The 18,568-nt window shown below is 72.9% G+C and carries 15 protein-coding genes; 3 read left to right on the top strand and 12 right to left on the bottom strand.

Features of this window, described 5'->3' with window-relative positions:
• Positions 1-78: 78 nt before the first annotated feature.
• Entirely contained in the window at positions 79-1,644 is a 1,566-nt protein-coding gene (locus tag AB0L89_RS17120; RefSeq protein ID WP_365141298.1) for a protein kinase, read from the bottom strand.
• A 311-nt stretch (positions 1,645-1,955) separates the two neighbouring features.
• Here AB0L89_RS17120 and AB0L89_RS17125 point away from each other — a divergent pair, with 311 nt between their 5' ends.
• Positions 1,956-3,593 carry a protein kinase gene (locus AB0L89_RS17125; protein WP_365141301.1) on the top strand — a complete coding sequence of 546 codons (1,638 nt, stop codon included), beginning with the start codon at positions 1,956-1,958 and terminating at the stop codon, positions 3,591-3,593.
• 141 nt (positions 3,594-3,734) lie between these two features.
• Here the strand turns inward: AB0L89_RS17125 and AB0L89_RS17130 are convergent, their stop codons facing one another.
• The 9 genes from AB0L89_RS17130 to pdhA all read right to left on the bottom strand — a co-directional run bounded on the left by AB0L89_RS17130 (position 3,735) and on the right by pdhA (position 13,769).
• On the bottom strand, positions 3,735-4,274 hold the full coding sequence (locus tag AB0L89_RS17130; protein WP_365141304.1) for a bacterial proteasome activator family protein: 540 nt from the start codon (positions 4,272-4,274) through the stop codon (positions 3,735-3,737).
• Positions 4,275-4,339: 65 nt separating this feature from the next.
• On the bottom strand, positions 4,340-4,771 hold the full coding sequence (locus AB0L89_RS17135; RefSeq protein WP_365141307.1) for a hypothetical protein: 432 nt from the start codon (positions 4,769-4,771) through the stop codon (positions 4,340-4,342).
• A 341-nt stretch (positions 4,772-5,112) separates the two neighbouring features.
• Entirely contained in the window at positions 5,113-6,090 is a 978-nt protein-coding gene (locus AB0L89_RS17140) for an NAD(P)H-quinone oxidoreductase (protein WP_365141310.1), read from the bottom strand.
• 97 nt (positions 6,091-6,187) lie between these two features.
• A complete protein-coding gene (locus AB0L89_RS17145; protein ID WP_365141313.1) occupies positions 6,188-7,294 on the bottom strand; it encodes a potassium channel family protein in 1,107 nt (368 codons plus the stop codon).
• Positions 7,282-8,832, bottom strand: a complete 1,551-nt coding sequence (locus AB0L89_RS17150) for a molybdopterin molybdotransferase MoeA (RefSeq protein WP_365141316.1) — start codon at positions 8,830-8,832, stop codon at positions 7,282-7,284. Before AB0L89_RS17150 ends, AB0L89_RS17145 begins: the two co-directional genes overlap by 13 nt.
• Positions 8,829-9,866 (bottom strand): NTP transferase domain-containing protein, encoded by a 1,038-nt coding sequence (locus tag AB0L89_RS17155; RefSeq protein WP_365141319.1) that lies wholly within the window; start codon positions 9,864-9,866, stop codon positions 8,829-8,831. Before AB0L89_RS17155 ends, AB0L89_RS17150 begins: the two co-directional genes overlap by 4 nt.
• A 137-nt stretch (positions 9,867-10,003) precedes the next feature.
• On the bottom strand, positions 10,004-11,614 hold the full coding sequence (locus tag AB0L89_RS17160) for a dihydrolipoamide acetyltransferase family protein (protein ID WP_365141322.1): 1,611 nt from the start codon (positions 11,612-11,614) through the stop codon (positions 10,004-10,006).
• Positions 11,614-12,630, bottom strand: a complete 1,017-nt coding sequence (locus tag AB0L89_RS17165; protein WP_365141325.1) for an alpha-ketoacid dehydrogenase subunit beta — start codon at positions 12,628-12,630, stop codon at positions 11,614-11,616. Before AB0L89_RS17165 ends, AB0L89_RS17160 begins: the two co-directional genes overlap by 1 nt.
• On the bottom strand, positions 12,627-13,769 hold the full coding sequence (gene pdhA / locus AB0L89_RS17170; protein WP_365141328.1) for a pyruvate dehydrogenase (acetyl-transferring) E1 component subunit alpha: 1,143 nt from the start codon (positions 13,767-13,769) through the stop codon (positions 12,627-12,629). The genes AB0L89_RS17165 and pdhA overlap by 4 nt, the downstream gene beginning before the upstream one ends.
• Positions 13,770-13,959: 190 nt before the next feature.
• Between pdhA and AB0L89_RS17175 the strand changes: the two genes are divergently transcribed.
• Positions 13,960-14,538, top strand: coding sequence for an Lrp/AsnC family transcriptional regulator (locus AB0L89_RS17175; RefSeq protein ID WP_365141331.1), 579 nt, complete (start codon positions 13,960-13,962; stop codon positions 14,536-14,538).
• 40 nt (positions 14,539-14,578) lie between these two features.
• On the opposite strand, the gene AB0L89_RS17180 is transcribed toward AB0L89_RS17175, so the two are convergent.
• Together AB0L89_RS17180 and AB0L89_RS17185 are read right to left on the bottom strand one after the other, a co-directional pair.
• A complete protein-coding gene (locus AB0L89_RS17180) occupies positions 14,579-15,172 on the bottom strand; it encodes a TetR/AcrR family transcriptional regulator (RefSeq protein WP_365141334.1) in 594 nt (197 codons plus the stop codon).
• The gene (locus AB0L89_RS17185; protein ID WP_365141337.1) at positions 15,169-16,680 is read right to left on the bottom strand and encodes a 3-hydroxyacyl-CoA dehydrogenase; all 1,512 of its coding nucleotides are present in this window, start codon (positions 16,678-16,680) and stop codon (positions 15,169-15,171) included. Before AB0L89_RS17185 ends, AB0L89_RS17180 begins: the two co-directional genes overlap by 4 nt.
• A 195-nt stretch (positions 16,681-16,875) precedes the next feature.
• Here AB0L89_RS17185 and paaN point away from each other — a divergent pair, with 195 nt between their 5' ends.
• Complete coding sequence (gene paaN, locus AB0L89_RS17190) at positions 16,876-18,567, top strand: phenylacetic acid degradation protein PaaN (protein ID WP_365141340.1); 1,692 nt, start codon at positions 16,876-16,878, stop codon at positions 18,565-18,567.
• Position 18,568 lies beyond the last annotated feature (1 nt).

Raw genomic sequence — 18,568 nt, forward strand, 5'->3', positions numbered from 1 at the left:
CCGCGGCACATTCTGTAGCGCCCGGCGTACGGGCGTACGCACGCGCTGACGCACGCCTCCGCGCGCCCACGGGGGGCGCTACGCCCCGTCGCCGCCCCCGGCGCCCGCCGCGTCCCCGCCCTCGCCGCCGTCCGTCGGCTCGGTCGGGTCCGTGGGCTCCCCCGTGGCGGGGTCCGTCGGGTCGTCCGTCGGCTCCTGCGTGGTCGGGTCCGTCGTGGGCGTCGTCGGGTCCCCGGTCGGCGTCGTCGGCCCCGTGGTCGGGTTCGTCGGGCCCTGGGTGCGGCTCGGCGGCGGGTTGTAGTCCGTCTCGCCGCCGGTGCCCTCCTCGGGCTCCGTCGTGTCGTCCGAGGTCTCCTCGTCCGCGCTCTCGCTCGGCTCCTTGGACTGCGACTGCTTGGTCGCCGGGGTCTTCGGGGTGTCCTTGTCGTTCTTCTTGTCGCTCGCCGTCAGCGCGAACGTGACGCCCACCGCGATCGCGATCACCGCGAGCACGGCGAAGATCCACATCTTGCCGCGGCCGCTCCGGCCGCCGCCGTGGCCGCCCTCGAAGCCGCCGTCGTCGCCGCCCCGCGTGGGCAGCATCGGGCTCGGGATCTGCGCGGTCCCGGAGTCCGGGTGCCCCATCGCCGCGGTGCCGGCGACGCCCATCGCCGGGGTGCTGCCGCCCTCGTGCATCTCGACGGGGCCGGTGTTCCAGGTGCCCGTGTGGCTGCCCTGGTCGTGCAGCATCTGCAGCCCGTACTGGACGAGTCCGCGCATCTCCTCGGCCGTCTGGAACCGGTCGTCCGGGTCCTTGGCGAGGGAGCGCATGACGAGCCCGTCCAGCTCCGGCGGCGCCGCGTCGGAGACCTCGGAGGGCGGCACTGCCTGGTCCTGGACGTGCTGGTAGACCACGGAGAGCGGCGTCTCACCGGTGAACGGGGGCCGCAGCGCGAGCAGTTCGTAGAGCAGACAGCCGGTCGCGTAGAGGTCGGAGCGGTGGTCGACGGCCTTGCCGAGCGCCTGCTCCGGCGACAGGTACTGGGGCGTACCCATGACCATGCCGGTCTGCGTCATCGTCGACTGCGCGCCGTGCAGGGCGCGCGCGATGCCGAAGTCCATCACCTTCACCGCGCCGGTGTTGGTGATGATCACGTTCGCGGGCTTGATGTCGCGGTGCACGATGCCGTGCTGGTGCGAATAGGCCAGGGCCTCCAGGACGCCCGACACGATGATGAGCGCCTGCTCCGGACCCGGCGCCTCCGCGTTGATCAGCAGATCGCGGATCGTCCGGCCCTCGACGATCTCCATGACGATGTACGGCACGACGTTCGGTCCGACGACGTCTTCACCGGAGTCGTACACCGCCACCACAGCGTGATGGTTGAGACCCGCGACGGACTGTGCCTCACGCGTGAAACGGGCCTTGGAGACGGGGTCCTCGGCGAGGTCGGAACGGAGGAGCTTGACCGCCACCGTGCGCCCGAGGCGCACGTCCTCGGCCGCGAAGACCTCGGCCATGCCGCCCCGGCCGAGTCTGTGGGTCAGCCGGTATCGGCCGTCTCCGACAAGCCCGCCATTGCCCCACAACTCAGGCGCGTCTGACATACCGCCGCCAGTCGCCTCGGGGTCGGACGGGCCCTGAGCGCGCTGCGTCTGTGCCATCAGTCCTCGCCGTCGTTTCTGGTCGTGGTACTTGGTACTGAGTACGTCGCGGTAATACGGGGTACTCCGTCGGGCCACGCTACAGCCTTCACACCACCCCCCGGTTCGAGGTGGACCGCACATCAAAGCCTTCGTGGGGTCCCGCGCGCAAACTTGTAACGCTTCCGAGACGCTTCTTGCGCGTACGGTCACGGAACGGGCACCGAGCTTGACGCGTCATCGTCCTCGGGCAGACTTGGCCTGGAATAGCGGGTAATTCGATCACCAGCCGCGGAGCCGTCCGGCCACCGCGCCGATGGGGGACGCACGAGATGAGCAGCCAGGACGGCGCACAGGGGCGGTACGCGGGGCGTTCGCTGGCCGGTGGCCGCTACCAACTGCGCGATCTGCTCGGCGAGGGCGGCATGGCGTCGGTGCACCTCGCCTACGACAGCGTGCTCGACCGCCAGGTCGCCATCAAGACCTTGCACTCCGAACTCGGCCGCGAGCAGTCCTTCCGCGAACGCTTCCGCCGCGAGGCCCAGTCGGTGGCGAAGCTCACGCACACCAACATCGTGTCGGTCTTCGACACCGGCGAGGACGCCCTCGACGGCACGACGATGCCGTACATCGTCATGGAGTACGTCGAGGGCAAGCCGCTCGGCTCGGTGCTCGACGCCGCCGTCTCGCAGCACGGCGCGATGCCCACCGACCAGGCGCTGAAGATCACCGCCGATGTGCTCGCGGCCCTGGAGATCAGCCACGAGATGGGCCTGGTCCACCGCGACATCAAGCCCGGCAACGTGATGATGACCAAGCGCAACGTCGTGAAGGTCATGGACTTCGGCATCGCCCGCGCCATGCAGTCCGGCGTCACCTCCATGACGCAGACCGGCATGGTCGTCGGCACCCCGCAGTACCTCTCGCCGGAGCAGGCCCTGGGCCGCGGCGTCGACGCGCGCTCCGACCTCTACTCGGTCGGCATCATGCTCTTCCAGCTGGTCACCGGCCGGCTGCCCTTCGAGGCTGACTCGCCGCTGGCGATCGCGTACGCCCACGTCCAGGAGGAGCCCGTCGCGCCCTCCTCGATCAACCGGTCGCTGCCGCCCGCGATCGACGCGCTCGTCGCCCGCGCGCTCAAGAAGAACCCGAACGAGCGCTTCCCGACCGCCGAGTCCATGCGCGACGAGTGCCTGCGCGTCGCCCAGTCCTTCCAGGCCGCGGCCCCCAGCATCGTGCCGGGCGCCCAGACGGCGAGCGGCGCGGGCGTCGGCTCCGCGGTCTTCCCGCCGGTCGACACCTCGATGCCGCAGAGCGGCAGCGTGCAGACCCCGTACCAGCCGGGTCCCTACGGCCCGCCGACCCCGGCCCCGACGCCGGGCTACGGCTACCCGCCCCAGCAGAGCGGCTACCAGACCCCGCCGCCCACCAACGCGTACGCCCCGCAGCAGGCGCAGACCCCGCCGCCGTACAACCTCTCGCCGCAGCCCGCCACGGTCTCGGCGTCGTCGGGCGGCTCGGGCGGCTCGGGCGGCGGCAAGCGGAACATGCCGGTCATCGTCGGCTCGATCGTCGTCGCGCTGCTCGCCATCGGCGGCCTGATCACCGCGATCTCGATGAACGGCAACGACGACGGCGGCAAGGAAGGCTCCGACGACAAGTCGAAGCAGCCGGTCGCGGGGCACAAGGGGCCCGAGCGCGGCAACGTCATCGAGACGGAGAAGTGCACCGACCCGGAGCCGGGCTACAACGACGAGAACAAGATCAAGGCTCCCGACTTCACCTTCAAGGACTGGAAGTCGGTGCTGTCCTGCCTCCAGGCGGCCGGCTGGAGCTACGACAAGCGGCAGATCGACGAGAACGCCTACGGCGAGGACACCGTCATGCGGCAGACGCCGAAGGAGGGCACGGAGATCGACCCGAAGAACGTGGACATCCAGTTCGACGTCTCCACGGGCGACCCGGCCTGATTCTCCGAGAACCCTGAGTCCCTGAGTCCCTGAGTCCCTGAGGACACGGCGAGGGGCCCGGTACGCAGTACGCGTACCGGGCCCCTCGCCGTGCTTCTCGCCCTGGAGGGCCAGAGGTCTCCGTGTCCTCGCCCTGGAGGGCTAGAGGTAGGGACCTCCCGAGCGGCCCGCGATGCCGCCCTCCTCGGCCTCCTCGCCGCCCACACCGGGCGGCAGCGCCCGGCGCATCTGCTCCAGCTGTGCCCGCGCCGCCATCTGCTGCGCGAACAGCGTCGTCTGGATCCCGTGGAAGAGGCCTTCCAGCCAGCCGACCAACTGGGCCTGCGCGATGCGCAGTTCCGCGTCGCTCGGCGTGGTGTCGTCCGTGAAGGGAAGGGAGAGCCGCTCCAGCTCCTCGACCAGCTCGGGGGCCAGGCCGTCCTCCAGCTCCTTGACCGAGCTGGCGTGGATCTCCTTGAGGCGGACCCGGCTCGCCTCGTCGAGAGGAGCCGCGCGCACCTCCTCGAGCAGCTGCTTGATCATGCTGCCGATACGCATGACCTTGGCCGGCTGTTCGACCATCTCCGTCACCGGGACCTCGCGGGATTCATCGTCTCCGCCGCCACCGAGCGCCATTCCGTCCTGGCCCACGACCAGGACCTGCGGGCTCTCCGGCGACCGTTCGTTCCTCGGCATCTCCATGCCGCCATTCTCTCGTACCCGTACGTCACACATCGGTGGTGCCCCCATCCGGCACTGATCCACCCTCAGCCGCGGCGCAGTCTGAGCCCGAGGAAGCCGAGGCCGAGGCCGATGAGGACCAGTCCGCCGCCGAGCGGCAGGACGCGGGGGACGGGGAGCACGGGCCCGCCGGGCGGCGGATCCATCGCCTCGGACGCGACGTCGTGCCGCGCGGCGGGGGTCGGCTCCGGCCGCCGCGGGGGCGGGGTGACCTGGGGCGTCGGGGCGGGGGTGTGCGCCGACGGGAGCGGGAGCGCGGGCAGGCTCTCGGCGCGGCCCGGCCGGTGGCGCCCCTCACCCGGGCGGCTGCCGGCCCGGGACGTCTCGTCGACGGTGGTCACGGGCTTCTTGGGGGGCGACACGGCGGCGTACGAGACGAGATCGGGGACGACCGCCGCCAGCACCGCGAGCAGCGCCGCGAGGGCGAGGACCAGCCGCCTCGACCGGGAAAGAGTCACCGCACAGGCCCCCTCCCGCTATCGGGTCACCAAGATCAAGACGAATGTGCCGCACCGGTGACAAGCGTCACACAATGCGGCAAATCCGGCATCTCGGTAGGGGGCTGACGGGGCCCTGCCGGTGTGGAGAAGGGAGGCGCCCCAAAGGGGCGCGGGGAACTGCGCGACCAGCCACGGACGGCCCGCAGGCACAAGCCAGGCGCCGTCGGGCACAGCCAGGCACAAGCCAGGCGCCGTCGGGCACAGCCAGGCACAAGTCAGGCGCCGTCGGGCACAGCCAGGCACAAGTCAGGCACAAGGCTCCCCGCACCGGCGCCCCGCGCCACCCGCATCGCCACCCGCTACCGCGTGAGCAACACCTTGCCCATGTGCCCGCTCTCCTCCAGCACCTGATGCGCGGCCCCCGCGTCGGCCATCGGCAGCGTCCGGTCGACGACGGGCCGCACATGGCCCGCACCGATCAGCGGCCACACATGCTCCCGCACCGCCGCGACGATCGCCGCCTTCTCGGCGGCCGGGCGGCCCCGCAACGAGGTGGCGGTGACGGCGGCCCGCTTGTTGAGGAGCGTGGCGATGTTCAGCTCGCCCTTGACCCCGCCCTGCATGCCGATGATCGCGAGCCGTCCGTTGACGGCGAGCGTCCGCACGTTCCGGTCCAGGTACTTGGCGCCCATGTTGTCGAGGATGACGTCCGCGCCCGCCCCCTCCGTGGCCCGCTCGATCTCCTCGACGAAGTCCTGCTCGCGGTAGTTGATGAGGACGTCCGCCCCCAGCTCCCGGCAGAACTCCAGCTTCTCCTTGCTGCCCGCCGTGACGGCGACCTTCGCGCCGACGGCCTTGGCGAGCTGGATCGCCATGGTGCCGATGCCGCTCGATCCGCCGTGCGCGAGCAGGGTCTCGCCGGGGCGGAGGTGGGCGATCATGAAGACGTTGGACCAGACCGTCGACGTCACCTCGGGCAGCGCGGCCGCCGTGACCAGGTCGACGCCCTCGGGGACGGGAAGCAGCTGGCCGACGGGGACGGCGACGCGCTCCGCGTAGCCGCCGCCCGCGAGCAGCGCGCACACCTCGTCGCCGACCGCCCAGCCGGAGACACCGGGGCCGAGCGCGGTGATCCGGCCCGAGCACTCCAGGCCGGGGTAGGGGGAGGCGCCGGGCGGCGGGTTGTAGAAGCCCTGCCGTTGCAGCAGATCGGCGCGGTTCACGGCGCTCGCCGCCACCTCGACGAGCACCTCGCCCTCGCCGGGCACGGGATCGGGGACCTCGGCCCACACGAGCGCTTCGGGGCCGCCGGGTTCGGGGATCGTGATCGCATACATGCGGCCGAGGCTACTCGCGCCGGTCCACCGCCGACGGGTCCCGCCCCGACGCCGACGGGTCCCGCCCTGTCGACGTCAGGTCACGCGCCACCCGCCCTCAGTTCGGCGGCAGCGGCTTCATGTCCGGGGTGACCGGCGTACGCGGTGTGGCCCGGACGATCGTGATCAGGCGGTCCGTCAACTCCAGCTTCCCGACGGCCGGATCGTCGTATCCGAGCACCCGGTGCCCGCGTACGACGCTCACGACGAGGTCGTCCGTCTCCCGGACGCCCAGCCCCACCTCGGCCTTTATCACCGGCCGTTCGACGAGGTCGAGACCGCTGCCCTGCTGGATCAGGTCCTCCATGACCATGCCCGCGCTCGGGCTGAGCACGGAGAGGCCGAGCAGCCGGCCCGCCGCACTGGCGCTGGTGATCACGGCGTCGGCGCCGGACTGCCGCAGCAGCGGCGCGTTCTCCTCCTCGCGCACCGCGGCCACGATCTTCGCCCCGCGGTTCAGCTGCCGCGCGGTGAGCGCGACCAGGACGGCGGTGTCGTCGCGCTGCGTCGCGATGATGATCTGGCGAGCCCGCTGCACCTCGGCGCGGAGCAGCACATCGCTGCGCGTCGCATCGCCGATGACGCCCGCGAACCCCTCCGCGGTGGCCGCGTCGACGACCTTCGCGCTGGGGTCGACGACCACGATCTGCTCCGGCTTCAGACCGGTCGCGCAGACGGTCTGGATCGCCGAGCGGCCCTTGGTGCCGAAGCCGACGACGACAGTGTGTTCACGCAAGTTGGACCTCCAGCGGGACAGACGCCATTCCTCGCGCGTCCGTTCCGTGAGCACTTCAAGGGTGGTGCCGACCAGAATGATCAGGAAGAGCACGCGCAGGGGCGTGATCAGCAGGATGTTGGTGAGCCGGGCGCTGTCGCTATAGGGAACGATGTCGCCGTATCCGGTGGTGGAGAGCGTCACCGTCGCGTAGTAGGCGGCGTCGAGGAAGTCGACGTGCTTGTCGGAGTTGTCGTTGTAGCCCTCGCGGTCGAGCCACACGATGAAGGTCGTCAGGGCGAGCACCAGCAGGGCCATCAGCAGGCGGCGGGTGACCTGTCGCAGCGGACGGACGACCTCGCGCTGGGGCAGCTTGATCCGGTGCGTCGTGTGGTGCTCGTCCGGATGGCGGGCGATGGCGTCGTGGCCGGGAAGTTTCACGTGAAACACTCTCCGCCCTCGGCGGCCAGGGCCCACGGGAGATCGAGGATCTCCAGCTCCTGCCCAGGCTTCGCGCCGCCCGGCGGCACCACCGCGAGACCGTCTGCCGCCGCGATGCCCCGCAGCATCGCGGGACCGTTGAAGTGCAGCGGCACCGCGTCGTCGCCGCGCAGCGCGACGGGCACCAGCCGGGTGTCGTACGGATGACCGTGCACGTCGTCCCTTATGGCCGCGGTGTATGCCGGTGCCGCACGGCGCCCGGAGAGCGCGCGCAGCAGGGGCTCGGCGAGCGTCAGCAGCCCGGAGACGGCGGCGAGCGGATTGCCGGGCAGCCCGACGAGGTGCTGTCCGGGCCGGATGCGGGCCAGCAGCATGGGGTGGCCGGGGCGCACCGCGACACCGTCCACGAGCAGCTCCGCGCCGACGCGGCCCAGGACCGGGTGGACGTGGTCGACCGGCCCGGACGCGGTGCCGCCCGTCGTGACGATCAGGTCGGCGGTGGACTCCGTGACCGCCTTGTGGAGCGCCTCGGCGTCGTCGCCGAGGCGCCGGACGCCGGTGACCTCGGCGCCCAGCGCGCGCAGCCAGGGCGGCAGCATCGGGCCGAGCGCGTCCCTGATGAGGCCCTCGCGGGGGAGTCCCTCGGTCAGCAACTCGTCGCCCAGGACGAGCACTTCGGCGCGCGGCCTGCGGACGGCCGACAGCGCGTCGTACCCGGCGGCCGCGGCCAGGCCGAGGACGGCGGGCGTCACCTGGGCACCGGGCGGCAGGAGGCGGTCGCCGGAGCGGCACTCCTGGCCGCGCGGGCGGATGTCCTGGCCGGTCACCACCTCGCGCAGGGCGTGCAGCCTGCCCTTGTCGTCGAGCCTGCCGTGTTCGCTGCGCAGCACGGCGGTGGCGTCGTGCGGGATGCGGGCGCCCGTCGCGATGCGCACGGCCTCCCCGTCGACGAGCGCGTCCGGCCGCGCGTGTCCGGCGAGGATCCCGTCGGCGCGTACGTCCCAGGGGCCCGGGCCCGCGACGACCCAGCCGTCCATCGCCGAGGTGTCGAACGACGGCAGGTCGGTCAGGGCGGTGAGCGGCGCGGCCAGGACCAGGCCGAGGGTCCGCTCCAGGGGGACGGGGGCGGGCTCGTCCGCCGGTCCGGGCGCGGCCTGCGCGGCGCGGGCGCGGGCGGCCGGCCAGGCGGTGATGTCGCGGTGCCTGTCCCCGCCGGACTCGCCGCCCCTGCCGTCCTTGCGGTCCTTGCCGTCCTTGCTCTCCTCGCCGGGGGCGGTGGCCTGCTCCTGGCCGGGGCCCGGGGTGGAGAGGGGAGCGGAGAGGGAGGCGGCGGGTCCGGCTGCGGGGTCGGGCGACTGCGGGGCCGATGTCCCCGGTGCCGGTGCCGGTGCCGGTGCGCCTGGGGCGGTCGGTGCCGCTGTCCCTGAGGCCGGTGCCGACGGTGTCGGGCGCGGGCCGGTCCCACGGTCGTCACGCCCGGCACGGGGTTCGTTCACCAGGGCGAGCGCCTCGTCGAACTCGGCCTCCGAAGCGGGCTGCCCGGTCATCCGGCGTCCGGTCCGGTGCGCGGGGAGGCGTCCGACGCGGGGCCGGGGGTGACGTCCGACGCGGTCCCCGGCGTGGCGCCCGGCTCCGCTGCCGCCTTCGTGTCCGGCTGCTCCTCGGCCGCCCAGCGGAGCGCCAGCGCCGCCGCCTTGCGGGCGGCCTCGCCCACCGCCGCGGGCCCGTCGGCCGCCTCGCCCCGCGCGGCGGCCTGCGCCGCCGCGTAGCCGACGAGGAACGTGGTCAGCGGCGCCGCGGGCCTGGCCACGCCGTGCGCGGCGTCACGGGCGAGGTCGAGGAGGGTGGCCGTATCGACGTCGAGTTCGATGCCCAGCTCGTCCTTGACTGCGGAAATCCATTCATCCAACACGTGCCCATGCTCCCTGATGCGCGCCCGAGCGGCGGCGATGTCGTCCCAGGTGTCGCAGTCGAAGGCCGCGACGGGGTCGGCGACCCGGACGAGGTCGAGCCGCGCGGTGAGCCGCCGCAGCGGGAGCCCGGCGAGCCCGCCGCCTCCGTCCTCGCGTCCCTCCGCGTCTCCGTCCGCGCCGGCCTCCCCGTTCGCGCCGGCACCGGCCGCGCCGCCCGCGAGCACCGCCGTCTCCCGGCGCAGCGAGGCACTCCGGTAGGCGGCGACGAGCGGCTGGTCACGGCCGTCGGGGTCGGTGAGGACCGCCCCGTCCGCGCCGCTGTCGCGCACCGCGGCGAGCAGGCGGGACACGGTCTCCGCGCCCAGGAACGGCAGATCGGCGGAGAGGACCACCACCAGCTCCGCGTCCGTGCGCCGCAGCCCGGCGTCGAGCGCGGCGAGCGGGCCGCCGCCCGCCGGCTCCTCGCGGGCCCACACCACGGGCCGCGCGGTCGGCCGCGGATCGGCCACGACGACCGTGGTCCCGGCGCCCGAACAGGCCGCGAGGACACGGTCGATCAGCGCCCGGCCGCCCACGCGCACCCCGGGTTTGTCGGCGCCGCCGAGCCGTGCGGCGCCGCCCCCGGCGAGCACGACGGCGTCGTACGGGCCGGTCTCGTTCGCGGTCATCCCCCGAGTATGGGCGCACCGGGGATCATTGCCACCCCCGCGAAAGGCCCTTCGGGCAAGGGTCTTACGTCACGTGGGGAGCCCGGGACCGCCGTCAGGGCCCCGAAAGGACCCGACCGCGCCCCGAAGGACCCCGCTCACATCGACCGCAGGAGCACCGCCGGCTGTTCCACGCAGTCCGCCACGTACCGCAGGAAGCCGCCCGCCGTACCGCCGTCGCACACCCGGTGGTCGAAGGTGAGCGACAGCTGGACCACGTGCCGCACCGCCAACTCCCCCTCGTGGACCCACGGCTTGGGGACGATCCGGCCCACGCCCAGCATCGCCGCCTCGGGGTGGTTGATGATCGGCGTGGAGCCGTCGACCCCGAACACGCCGTAGTTGTTCAGCGTGAAGGTCCCTCCGGTGAGCTCCCCCGGGGTGAGCCTCCCGGCCCGCGCCTGCTCGGTGAGCCGGATCAGCTCGGCGTTGATCGACTCGGTCGTACGCGACTGGGAGTGCCGCACCACCGGGACGACCAGGCCGCGGTCGGTCTGCGCGGCGAAGCCCAGGTGGACGTCGGCGAACCGGCGCACCTCGCGCGCCTCCATGTCCACGCTGGAGTTGAGCATCGGATAGCGCTCCAGCGCGGCCACGGTGATGCGGGCGAACAGGGCGAGCAGCGACACCTTGTGGCCGTCGCGCTCGGTCGTCGCCGCGTTCATCGCCCTGCGGGCCGCGAGCAGTTCGGTCGCGTCGGCGTCGACCCAGCAGGTGGCCTCCGGTATCTCGCGCCGGCTGCGGGACATCTTGTCCGCGACGAGCCCGCGGATGCCGGTCAGCGGGAAGCGGGCCTGCGTGCCCGCGTGCGCGGGCTCCTGCCCGGCCGCCACCTGACGGCGGGCCTCGTCGCGCCCCGCGCGGAACAGCTCGTCGTCCTCCAGGGCGGCGGCCTTGACCGCGCGCATGCGCTCCTCGGCCCGGCGGGCCTCGTCGTCCGTCCCGGCCGGGGCCGTGGCCCTGACCCGGGCCGCCGCGACGGCCACCTCGACGTCGGCCCGCGTGATCAGCCCGTCCGGACCGGAGCCCGCGAGGCCGCGCAGATCGACGCCGTTCTCCCGCGCCAGCTTGCGGACGAGAGGGGAGATCACCGGCACGGGACCGTCCCCGCGCGCGGGCGGCGCGACGGGAGCCACCGGCGCAGCGGCCGCCGGGCTCTGGGCAGCGGTCTCCGGAGCAGCCGGGCGGACGGCCCCCGCGGCAGCCGGGCCCGCGGTTTCCGGAGCGGCCGGGCGCGCGGGCCGTACGCGTCGGCGGCGCGCGGGAGCCGCGGCCGTGCCGTAGCCGACCAGGACGTTCCCCGAGGACTCCTCCTCGGCCGCCTGCAGGGCCCGCTCGGCGGGCTCCTCCGGCGCCCTGGCCCCGGCGGAAGACCCGGTGCTCCCGGAGGACGCGGCGAGCCCGGAGGCGGACGCGGCGGTCCCTGACGAGGGCACGGCGGTCCCGGAAGAGGCCTCGCCCGACGCGCCCACCGCCACCGTCAACAGCGGCGAGCCCACGGGCAGTTCCGTGCCCTCGTCGCCGAAGCGGGCCGTCACCACGCCTCCGTAGGGACACGGCACCTCGACCATCGCCTTGGCCGTCTCGACCTCGACGACCGGCTGGTCCACGGCGACCACGTCGCCGACCTCGACGAGCCAGCGGACGATCTCGGCCTCCGTCAGGCCCTCCCCGAGGTCGGGCAGCTTGAATTCGAGCACCTGGGCCATCAGCTCTCCGCCTCCCACTGCAACCGCGCGACCGCGTCCAGGATCCGGTCGACGCCCGGCAGGTGGTGCTTCTCCAGCATCGGCGGCGGATACGGGATGTCGAAGCCCGCGACCCGCAGCACCGGCGCCTCCAGGTGGTGGAAGCACCGCTCGGTGACCCGCGCGGCGATCTCGCCGCCGGGGCCGCCGAAGCCTCCCGACTCGTGCACGACGACCGCGCGCCCCGTCCGCCGCACGGACGCGGCGACCGTCTCGTCGTCGAAGGGCACCAGCGAGCGCAGGTCGACCACTTCGAGGTCCCAGCCCTCCGCCCGCGCGGCCTCGGCGGCCTCCAGGCAGACGGGCACGGACGGGCCGTACGTGATGAGCGTGGCGCTGCGCCCGGCACGCCGCACCACCGCGCGGCCTATCGGTTCAACGGTCTCGGGCGCGTCCGGGTTCCAGGCGGCCTTGGACCAGTACAGGCGCTTGGGCTCCAGGAAGACGACCGGGTCGTCGGAGGCGATGGACGCCCGCAGCAGGCCGTAGGCGTCGGCGACCGTGGCGGGCGTGACGACATGGAGGCCCGGGGTCGCCATGTAGTACGCCTCGGAGGAGTCGCTGTGGTGCTCGACGCCGCCGATGCCGCCGCCGTAGGGCACACGGACGGTGAGGGGCAGCGGCAGCTTGCCGCGCGTGCGGTTGCGCATCTTCGCCACGTGCGAGATCAGCTGCTCGAACGCGGGATAGGCGAACGCGTCGAACTGCATCTCGACGACGGGCCGCAGGCCGTACATCGCCATGCCGACGGCCGTCCCGAGGATGCCCGCCTCGGCCAGCGGCGTGTCCGTGCAGCGGGTCTCGCCGAACTCCTCGGCGAGCCCGTCGGTGACCCGGAAGACCCCGCCGAGCGTGCCGACGTCCTCGCCGAGGACGTGCACGGACGGGTCCGCGGCCATCTCGTCGCGCAGCGCGCGCCCGAGGGCCTGCGCCATGGTGGCCGGTTTGGTGGCCGGCTTCGCCGCGACCGTGGTCATCGCGCTTCCTCCTCCGCCTCCTGCGAGGCCTCCAGCTCGGCCTGCAACTGCGCCGCCTGCTCCCGCAGTTGGGAGGTCTGCTCGGCGTACACGTGGGTGAAGAGGTCCATGGGGTCGAGCACGGGGTCCTGGTTCATCGCCTCGCGCAGGTCGGCCGCCATGGCCTCCGCGTCGTCGCCCACCTGCCGCTTCATGTCGTCGTCCAGGAGTCCGCGCTCCGTCAGCTCCCGCTCCATGAGGAGGATCGGGTCGTGGTCGCGCCAGGCCGTGACCTCGGCGTCGTGGCGGTAGCGCGTGGCGTCGTCGGCGTTCGTGTGGGCTTCCATGCGGTACGTGACGGCCTCGACGAGGGTCGGGCCACCGCCCTCCCGCGCGCGGGAGACCGCGTCGGCGAGGACCTCGTGCATCGCGACCGCGTCGTTGCCGTCCACCAGGCGTCCCGGCATGCCGTACCCGACGGCCTTGTGGGCCAGGGACGGGGCGGCGGTCTGCTTGGCGAGCGGCACGGAGATCGCGAAGCCGTTGTTCTGCACGAGGAAGACGACGGGCGCCTGCCACACGGCGGCGAAGTTGAGCGCCTCGTGGAAGTCGCCCTCGCTGGTGCCGCCGTCGCCGACCATGGCGAGCGCGACCACGTCGTCGCCCTTGAGGCGGGCGGCGTGCGCGAGGCCCACGGCGTGCGGGAGCTGGGTCGCGAGGGGCGTGGACAGCGGCGCGATGCGGTGCTCACGGGGGTCGTACCCGGTGTGCCAGTCGCCGCGCAGCAGTGTCAGGGCGCCCACGGGGTCGAGGCCGCGGGCGAGCACGGCGAGGGTGTCCCGGTAACTGGGGAAGAGCCAGTCCTGCTCCCGCAGGGCGAGCGCCGCGGCGACCTCGCACGCCTCCTGCCCGGTGCTGGAGGGGTAGACCGCGAGCCTGCCCTGCTTCGTGAGGGCCGTCGCCTGCGTGTTGTACCGACGGCCGCGGACCAGCTCCGCGTACAGCCGGCGCAGCAGCTCCGGATCGGCCTTCTCCGCCGCCTCGGTGCCGAGGACGCGGTACGGCTCCGCGTCCGGCAGGAGCGGCGCGGGGTCGGTCCTGGGCTGCCAAGCGGGAGGCGGGGTCGGCCGGTAGGCGCCCCGCTGCTCCATGACCGTCATGACGGCACCTCCTGGGGGAAGCGGTCTCCTCGTGGGAGCGGCAGAAGAGGCGCGGAGATGTGATGCGCCTCACCAACCGATTGTTCGGTCGTCGGCACATTTTGGCTACAGGCACCTCCAGGCTGTGGACAAACGGTTCTGCACAGCTTGGGATGGATGCAGTACGTCCATGGTAGGGAGGCGGGGGGACATGGCATCTGAACGAATGGCCGACCGACGCGACAGCGACCGTCCGGAACCCCGTCCGGAGCCCCGCCCCGAACACCGCCCGGTCCCCCGTCCCGAGCCCCGCCCCGAGCTGCGCTCCGAGTCCCGGCCCGAACCGAGGCCGCTGGACGCCATCGACCGCGACATCCTGCAGATCCTGCACACGGACGGTCGCGCGTCGATACGCTCCGTGGCCGAACGCGTCCATGTGTCACGGGCCAACGCGTACGCGCGCATCAACCGCCTCATCGACGACGGCGTCATCCGGGGGTTCGGGGCGCGGATCAACCACGAGCGCGCCGGTCAGGGCGCGTCCGCGTACATCACGCTCAAGATCGTGCAGAACACCTGGCGCACGGTGCGCGAGCATCTGCGCACGCTCCCCGGCGCCTCCCACATCGCCCTGGTCAGCGGCGACTTCGACGTACTTCTCCTGGTGCATACGCCGGACAACCGCGCCCTGCGCGAACTGGTCCTCACCCGGCTGCAGTCCATCCCCGAAGTACTCAGCACGCGGACGTTGCTGGTCTTCGAGGAGGACGACCTGGAGCCGGAGAACTGACGCCCCGGCCCGGCGGACGGCACGGGGCCGGGGACACGGCTCAGTGGTCGGTGCGCAGCCCCGCGAAGGCCAACTGCACCACGGCGTCGGCGATCTGCTGGCCGTTGGCGGCGCCCCGGCTCTCCGGCCGGTACCACTCGACGATGGAGTTGATCATTCCGAAGAGCAGCCGGGTGGCCAGGCGCAGCTCGACGTCGGAGCGCAGGTCGCCGTCCGCGGCGGCCTCCTTGAGCAGCTGGGCGACCTGCTGGTCGAAGTCCCTGCGCCGCTCCATGGCCCAGCGCTCGGTGTCCGTGTTTCCGCGCACCCGCAGCAGCAGCGTCACATAGGGCAGTTCGGCGACCAGCACCTCAACGGTGCGGCGCGTGACGTACTCCAGGCGTTCCATCGCGCTCCCCACGCGCGCGTGCTCCTCGGCGAGGATCCCGAAGAGCCCGTCGAGCGCCCGGCTCACGGCCCGGCGCAGCAGCTCCTCCTTGCCCGCCACGTGGTGGTAGATCGAGGACTTGGAGATGCCGGCCGCCTTGGAGAGGTGCTCCATGGAGGTGCCGTCGTAGCCACGCTCGTTGAAGACCCGGACGGCGACGCTCAGCAGCGTCTCCGGGGTGTACGTGTCCCGCCGGGCGGTGGTCATGCGTACTCCTCTCGCACGGCCTGGCGCCGCAGGGCCTGGGAGGGCGCGTAGCGCCCTGTGGGGTACTCGTCGTCGAGCAGGTCCAGTGCCTCGGCCACCCGGTACGCGGTGAGGCGGCGGCCCCAGGCGACGGGGCCGAGCGGGTAGTTGACGCCGAGCCGCATGGCGGTGTCGACGTCCTCGGCGGCCGCCACCTCGCGTCCCACGGCGTCGAGGGCGAAGTCGACGAGCATCCACACCGTACGGGCCACGATCATCCCCGGTGCGTGCCCGATGACGCTGACCTTCTTGCCGAGCGCCTGGAAGAGACCGATCGCCTCCGTAAGGCCCTGCTCGCCCACCCTGCTCGACGGCGAGAGGGCGATCCGGGTGGCCGTCCCGTAGTCCAGCGCGAGGTCGAAGTGGACCGTGGGTTCGGCGGCGGCGTCGGGGGCGGTGCCGTCGGCGAGGGCGAGCCGGGTGCCGCTGGGCAGTTCGATGGAGCCGGGGCAGCTCGGCACGCCCTCCCCGCGCGTGACGCGGATGCCCGCCCGCCCGATCAGCTCCGGCAGCGCGTCCGCCGGGAAGAGGTCTCCGTGGACGGCGACGGACTCCGGGGCCTTCGCGGGCTCCGCGGTGTGCGGCTCCGCGCGCGGGGCGTCGTCCCCGTACGCGTACCAGCCCTGTCCGGACTTGCGGCCGAGGCGGCGCGACTCGACCAGGCGCCGCTGGGCGAGCGAGGGCGTGAACTTGGGGTCCTGGAAGAAGGAGTCCCACACGGAGCGCGTGACGGCTTCGTTGACGTCCTGGCCGATGAGGTCGGTGAGCTCGAAGGGGCCCATCCTGAAGCCGCCGCACTCGCGCAGGACGGCGTCGATCGTGGCGGGGTCGGCGACGCGCTCCTCGTACAGGCGCAGCGCCTCCGCGTAGAAGGGCCGCGCGACGCGGTTGACGACGAAGCCGGGGGTGTCCGCGCAGCGCACCGGGGTCTTGCCCCAGGCCTTGGCGGTCTCGTACGCGCGCGTGGCCGTCGCCTCGTCCGTCGCGAAGCCGCTGACGACCTCGACGAGGGGCAGCAGCGGCGCGGGGTTGAAGAAGTGCAGCCCGACGAACCGACCCGGTGCGCGCAGGCCGCCCGCGACGGCGGTCACGGACAGGGACGAGGTGTTGGTGGCCAGCAGACAGCTCTCGTCGACGATCTCCTCCAGCTCCTGGAACAGGCGCTGTTTGACGTCCAGTTGCTCCAGGACCGCCTCGACGACCAGGCCGCAGCCGGCGAGCTCCGTGAGGCTCTCGGCCGCCGTGAGCCGGCCGGCCGCGGCGGCGCGGTCCTCGGGGGTGAGCCTGCCCTTCTCGACGAGCCGGTCCAGGCGGGCGCCGATCGCGTCGGCCGCCGCACGCGCGCGCTCGGGCGCGGCGTCGTAGAGCCGCACGGGGTGGCCCGCGACCAGGGCGACCTGGGCGATGCCCTGCCCCATGGTCCCGGTGCCGACCACGGCAACGGCGCTGGTGAGCTCGAGTGCTGTCATGCTCGCGATCCTCCCGCACGGCCCGGCGGCCGGGGGTTCGGGGGTGGCCGTGGAGAAGTTGTCCACAGGTTTGGCGGACCCCCTTGTCCCGACCGATCGTTCGGTTACTCTAGCTCTGTCTGTACGTCCCTGCCCACCGTCCCCGCCCAGTTCGCCAGCTCGACGAAGAGCTGACCGACGAGGAGTTGGTCCCTCATGGCCGCCGAACTCACCGCTCACGACCTGATCGCCAAGCACCGGCCCACCCTGGACCAGGCTCTGGAGACCATCCGCACGCGCGCGTACTGGTCCCCGCACCCCGAGCACCCCAAGGCGTACGGCGAGGGCGGCAGTCTGAGCCTGCCCGAGGGCAAGGCCGCCTTCGACGCCCTCCAGGGCACCCGCTTCGACCTCGACCAGCCCGGCACGGACGACTGGGTGGGCGGCGAAGTCTCGCCGTTCGGACCCGAGTCGGGGATCACGTATCCCCACGCGGACATCGACACCCTGCTGCCGGCGATGCGCGCCGGCATGCGCGCCTGGCGCGACGCGGGCGCCGAGGTGCGCGCGATGGTCTGTCTGGAGATCCTGTCCCGCATCAGCGCCCGCACCCACGAGTTCGCGCACGCGGTCATGCACACCAGCGGCCAGGCCTTCATGATGGCCTTCCAGGCGGGCGGCCCGCACGCCCAGGACCGCGGCCTGGAAGCCGTCGCGTACGCGTACGTGGAGCAGGTCCGCACCCCCGACCACGCCGAGTGGACCAAGCCCCAGGGCAAGCGCGACCCGCTCGCGATGAACAAGCGGTTCACGCCGGTGGCGCGCGGCATCTCGCTCCTGATCGGCTGCAACACCTTCCCGACGTGGAACGGCTACCCCGGACTGTTCGCCTCGCTCGCGACCGGCAACCCGGTCCTGGTCAAGCCCCACCCGCGCGCGGTGCTGCCCCTCGCGCTCACGGTCCGCATCGCCCGCGAGGTCCTCGCCGAGGCGGGCTTCGACCCGAACCTCGTGTGCCTGGCGGCCGAGAGGCCCGGTGAGGGCATCGCCAAGACCCTCGCCGTGCGCCCCGAGATCAAGCTGATCGACTACACAGGATCGACGGCGTTCGGCGACTGGCTGGAGGCCAACGCCCGCCAGGCGCAGGTCTACACGGAGAAGGCCGGGGTCAACACCGTCGTCGTGGAGTCGACGGACAACTACAAGGGAATGCTGGCCAACCTCGCCTTCTCCCTGTCTCTCTACAGCGGCCAGATGTGCACCACCCCGCAGAACCTGCTGATCCCGCGCGACGGCATCCGCACGGACGCGGGCCCCAAGTCGTACGACGACGTGGTGTCCGACCTCGCGGCCTCCGTGAGCGGCCTGCTCGGCGACGACGCACGGGCGAACGGCATCCTCGGCGCCCTGGTCAACCCCGACGTGAAGGCTCGCCTGGAGGCCGCCGCCGGACTCGGCGAAGTCGCCCTCGCCTCACGGGAGATCACCAACCCCGAGTTCCCGGACGCCGTGGTCCACACCCCGGTGATCGTCAAGCTGGACGGCGCGAAGCCGGACGCCGAGGCGGCCTACCTGAGCGAGTGCTTCGGCCCGGTCTCCTTCGCCGTCGCCGTCGACTCGGCGGCCGACGCGGTGGAGCTGCTGCGCCGCACGGTGCGCGACAAGGGAGCGATGACCGTCGGGGCGTACACGACGTCACAGGAGATCTCCGAAGCCGTGGAGGAGACCTGCCTGGAGGAGTGCGCCCAGCTGTCCCTGAACCTCACGGGCGGCGTCTATGTGAACCAGACGGCGGCGTTCTCGGACTTCCACGGCTCCGGCGGCAACCCGGCGGCGAACGCCGCGCTGTGCGACGGCGCGTTCGTGGCCAACCGCTTCCGTGTGGTGGAGATCCGCCGGGACGCCTGAG

Source organism: Streptomyces sp. NPDC052114 (genome assembly GCF_040680155.1).
Classification (GTDB): Bacteria; Actinomycetota; Actinomycetes; order Streptomycetales; family Streptomycetaceae; genus Streptomyces.

Excerpts from the sequence above, each read along its gene's own strand:
- AB0L89_RS17140 (WP_365141310.1), bottom strand. The coding sequence starts at position 6,090 with ATGTATGCGATCACGATCCCCGAACCCGGCGGCCCCGAAGCGCTCGTG.
- AB0L89_RS17155 (WP_365141319.1), bottom strand. The coding sequence starts at position 9,866 with ATGACCGCGAACGAGACCGGCCCGTACGACGCCGTCGTGCTCGCCGGG.
- AB0L89_RS17180 (WP_365141334.1), bottom strand. The coding sequence starts at position 15,172 with ATGACCACCGCCCGGCGGGACACGTACACCCCGGAGACGCTGCTGAGC.
- AB0L89_RS17150 (WP_365141316.1), bottom strand. The coding sequence starts at position 8,832 with ATGACCGGGCAGCCCGCTTCGGAGGCCGAGTTCGACGAGGCGCTCGCC.
- pdhA (WP_365141328.1), bottom strand. The coding sequence starts at position 13,769 with ATGACGGTCATGGAGCAGCGGGGCGCCTACCGGCCGACCCCGCCTCCC.
- AB0L89_RS17160 (WP_365141322.1), bottom strand. The coding sequence starts at position 11,614 with ATGGCCCAGGTGCTCGAATTCAAGCTGCCCGACCTCGGGGAGGGCCTG.
- AB0L89_RS17185 (WP_365141337.1), bottom strand. The coding sequence starts at position 16,680 with ATGACAGCACTCGAGCTCACCAGCGCCGTTGCCGTGGTCGGCACCGGG.
- AB0L89_RS17175 (WP_365141331.1), top strand. The coding sequence starts at position 13,960 with ATGGCATCTGAACGAATGGCCGACCGACGCGACAGCGACCGTCCGGAA.
- AB0L89_RS17130 (WP_365141304.1), bottom strand. The coding sequence starts at position 4,274 with ATGGAGATGCCGAGGAACGAACGGTCGCCGGAGAGCCCGCAGGTCCTG.
- AB0L89_RS17165 (WP_365141325.1), bottom strand. The coding sequence starts at position 12,630 with ATGACCACGGTCGCGGCGAAGCCGGCCACCAAACCGGCCACCATGGCG.
- AB0L89_RS17120 (WP_365141298.1), bottom strand. The coding sequence starts at position 1,644 with ATGGCACAGACGCAGCGCGCTCAGGGCCCGTCCGACCCCGAGGCGACT.
- paaN (WP_365141340.1), top strand. The coding sequence starts at position 16,876 with ATGGCCGCCGAACTCACCGCTCACGACCTGATCGCCAAGCACCGGCCC.
- AB0L89_RS17125 (WP_365141301.1), top strand. The coding sequence starts at position 1,956 with ATGAGCAGCCAGGACGGCGCACAGGGGCGGTACGCGGGGCGTTCGCTG.